Below are 3,377 nucleotides of genomic sequence, written 5' to 3'. Positions count from 1 at the left end.
GTAAGGTCCGTGCCCACCACGGCCCCCTCGTTCACCTGCAGGTTCATGCTGTTGAAGGTGCCCCTCTGCTGCACCATGGCCACCACGGCGCGCCCCATGGGGTTTCCGTCCGCGCCCAGCGGCTCCGCCAGCAGCGACGCCGTGAGGTCGCGCGAGATGTTGCCATTGACCTGGTTCTGCAGCAGGGCCGTGGTGACCCGCACGGTGCGGCCGTTCTGCACCACGTTCACGGCGCCGGCCGCGAGCCCCACCCCCGTCGTGGTGATGGTCTGCAGACGGCCCTGCAGGGCGCTCTCCGCATCGTACAGGCTGCGCGTGCCGTTGCTTTGCGCCGCGCTGATGGAGGATTCCGTGCTTCCCGTGAGCATGGCCGTGGTCACCAGCAGCGAAACCACCACGAGCCCCGTGAGGGCCAGGGGAAGGGCCACGCCCCGGCGGCCGCGCAGCGGCCCGATGATCGTCGTCATGTCTGCCTGTCCCATGCTCAGTTGTTGCGCAGCATCACGGTCACGGCGCCGCTGTCGCGCTGCACGCGCCCGTTGAGCGTCTGGGCGCTGTTGGTGACCACCTGCACCCGCACCATGCGGATGCTGGAGGGCGTCGCCACGGGCGTGCCCAGGGGCGTGGTGGCGCTGGTGCCAAAGTACTGGAACTGCACCTTGGCGGGCTCCACGGGCCCCGCCAGGGGCTGCTGCACGTACTGCCCGTTGCTCATGCCGCTCGTGCGCTGAAGCCACGACGCCCCGCCGGTCTGCCCCAGGTCGTACCGCGTCATGGTGTAGAGCACCACGGTGCGGTTCTGGGCGCCGTGGGCCGCCAGCCCCGCCCCGTCGATCTCCAGGGCCACCAGGTCGCCCGAGGCGCCCAGTGCGCTGCACGCGGCCGCGGTGGGCCCGCCCACGTTGCGGATGGCCGTCACCTGGATACGGGTGGGCGGCGCGGGCGACCAGCTGGGCGCCGTGAGCGTGCCCGTGTTCACCATTACCCCCGTGGCCTCGCCCGCGGCGGGGAGCGTGGCGCCCGTGTTGGGGAAGAGGGCCGTGAGCGTGTTGGCGCCCGAGGTGCCGCACACGTGGCCCCACACGCGGGGCAGCATGTAGGTGAGCGACTGCGCGTCCGCGGCCAGGATGCCTCCCGGCATGGCGCCCCGCAGCTCGCTGGAGATGACCTCCAGGGACCCGCGGGCGTTCTGCTGCGCCTCTTCGCGGGCGCTCTGCGCGGCCACGATGCGCGACTGGCCGTTCATCATCTGGAAGATCACGGCGCCCAGCAGCCCCGCGATCACCAGGGCCACCAGCACCTCCACCAGGGTAAAGCCGCGCCGGGCGCGGCGGACGTCAGCGTACCGCACGACCCACCACCGTGACGGAGGGAAGGTGCCAGCTCTGATTGGCGGGCGGCGTGGCGCTCACCGTGACGGTGACGAGCGTGCGCGTGCCCATGGCCTGGGTGGCGACGCTCGTGGCGAGGGCGTTGCCCCCCACCGTCTCCGTGGCCGCGGAGGGGATGGTGCCCATGTCCACCTGGTTGAGCGCCCGCTCCAGGCGGTCCGTGGCCAGCTCCGTGAGCTCGCCCTCGCGGTCGGCGCGGGCCACCATGCGCGCGGCGCCGATGCCCATGGCCTCCAGGGCCAGCAGCCCCACGGCCAGGATCACCATGGCCACGAGCACCTCGGCCAGCGTGAAGCCCTCGCGGCCCAGGCGGCGGGGCCGGCGCGGCTCAGTTCGTCTGCAGGCTGCCACTGTAGATCCTTCCCACGGTGCTCACGTTCACGGTTCGGCGCACGTTGCCGCGCGCCACGGTCACGACGCTCAGGGGGGTGCGCAGCATGCCGCGCGAGTCGAAGCCGATGCGCCCCGACGTGGGGTCCAGGGCGGCGTCGCGGTACGTCAGGGCCATGTTTATGGTCTTGAGCGTGCGCACCACGTTGCCCTGCCCGTCGTCCACGGTGACGCGGTAGCGCGTGGCGTTGTCGATGCGCAGCGACACCGTCTGCCCCTGGCGCACGGCCTGCACGCGGGCGTACTGCAGGTCGGCGATGACCTGGTTGGCGGCGCCGCGCTGGCCCGCGACCTGGATCCAGCGGAACAGCCGGGGGCCCGCCATGGCGGCCATGATCCCGATGATGACGACGACCAGCATCATCTCCGGCAGGGTGAACCCCCGGCGGTCGCGCGGTCGGGCGGCGAGTATGCGGTTCATGCCGCGCCCCAGACCAAGTTCCGTGCCCCGCCCAGCCGCCTGGAAAATCAAGCACTTACGCCGTATTTCACACTGCTACGGACGCACATTCTTGCCGGGCCGGAAAACTTTTCCGGGCGACCTGCCGCCAGATGGCGTAAGGCTGCTACCTCCAATCGTTTCAGTATCGCCGAAGCACCCGGCCCACGACGGAGATGGTGAGGGTGTCGGACGGGTGGCTGCCCTGGCGCAGGACGATGGTGCGGTTGCTGAACCCCACCAGCAGGCCGCTGGAGCGAAAGGCCAGGGGCCCGCTGCCGTTGGCGGCCATGCACAGCGGCGCGCCGTCGGCCCGCAGGTCGCGCCGGGCCTTGATGCTGTCCGGCCCGCCGGAGCGGATCTGGTAGCGGTATCCGGCCGTCCACCCGGAGGGCGCGGGGCAGCCGCCGCCCCGCTCCAGGACCAGGCGGGCCCCCTGCCCCGTGCGCGAGGCCAGCTGCCGCGTGTAGGCGATGTCCGACGCCACGCGGTTGACGGCGCCGCGCGTACGGGCCCGGACGGCCCACCCCTCCAGCCTGGGCACGACGAACATGACGACGATGCCGATCAGTCCCACGACGATCATCAGCTCGTGCAGGGTGAACCCCGCGCGTCCCTTGCCTTCCATCGCGCCCTCCCGCCGCCCTCGCGGCCGCATGCCGGTTGATGCCCCGCAGGCGTGCCCTTCATGGATGCATCCGGCCCCTGCGCGAAGTCAAACCGCCACCCGCCAGGAAGTGGACGGATTTTCGGAGCGGGATTTCAGGTGAGATAACGATTTGTCCGCATGGAGCTTATGGCGCAGTGCGGAAACGAATGGCTATGCGATTCCGATGAGACATGTACGCGCGGTGGCGCGTACGGCAGACGGGGCGATCCGATGGGGACCGGCGTGTTCTCGCGGAGGGGCCCTCACCCGCTCGCTGTCGCTCGCACCCTCTCCCGCAAACTGCGCGGGAGAGGGTGTAGACTTCGACGGGCTGACTGCACGGAGGCGAGGGATTCGTGGAGGCGGATTGCCCGTCGCTGCGCGACGGGGGGCCCTCTCCCCCGACCGCCTTTTTGCTCGTTCCTCGCAACGGCGGTCGACCCCTCCCCCAACTTCGGGGGAGGGGTTGGCGAACGGGCGAGACCCTGCCCTTAGGGGGTACGCGCGT

5 protein-coding genes are annotated in these 3,377 nt (G+C 71.0%); all 5 read right to left on the bottom strand.

Annotation, left to right across the window (positions count from 1 at the left end; genetic code table 11):
- The coding region (locus VFZ20_RS21985) for a hypothetical protein (protein WP_329686096.1) at window positions 1–467 on the bottom strand (467 nt) is incomplete at its 3' end.
- A 17-nt stretch (window positions 468–484) separates the two neighbouring features.
- Window positions 485–1,351, bottom strand: coding sequence for a PilW family protein (locus tag VFZ20_RS21980; RefSeq protein ID WP_329686095.1), 867 nt, complete (start codon window positions 1,349–1,351; stop codon window positions 485–487).
- Complete coding sequence (locus tag VFZ20_RS21975; protein ID WP_329686094.1) at window positions 1,338–1,742, bottom strand: type IV pilus modification PilV family protein; 405 nt, start codon at window positions 1,740–1,742, stop codon at window positions 1,338–1,340. The genes VFZ20_RS21980 and VFZ20_RS21975 overlap by 14 nt, the downstream gene beginning before the upstream one ends.
- Entirely contained in the window at window positions 1,720–2,202 is a 483-nt protein-coding gene (locus tag VFZ20_RS21970; protein ID WP_329686093.1) for a GspH/FimT family pseudopilin, read from the bottom strand. Before VFZ20_RS21970 ends, VFZ20_RS21975 begins: the two co-directional genes overlap by 23 nt.
- Before the next feature lie 160 nt (window positions 2,203–2,362).
- A complete protein-coding gene (locus VFZ20_RS21965) occupies window positions 2,363–2,848 on the bottom strand; it encodes a GspH/FimT family pseudopilin (protein ID WP_329686092.1) in 486 nt (161 codons plus the stop codon).
- Between the last annotated feature and the right edge of the window lie 529 nt (window positions 2,849–3,377).

Origin of the sequence: Longimicrobium sp., from assembly GCF_036280135.1 — a bacterium.
Classification (GTDB): Bacteria; Gemmatimonadota; Gemmatimonadetes; order Longimicrobiales; family Longimicrobiaceae; genus Longimicrobium.
Note: the sequence above shows the minus strand (reverse complement) of the source record. Positions and strands in the feature narration are given on the sequence as shown.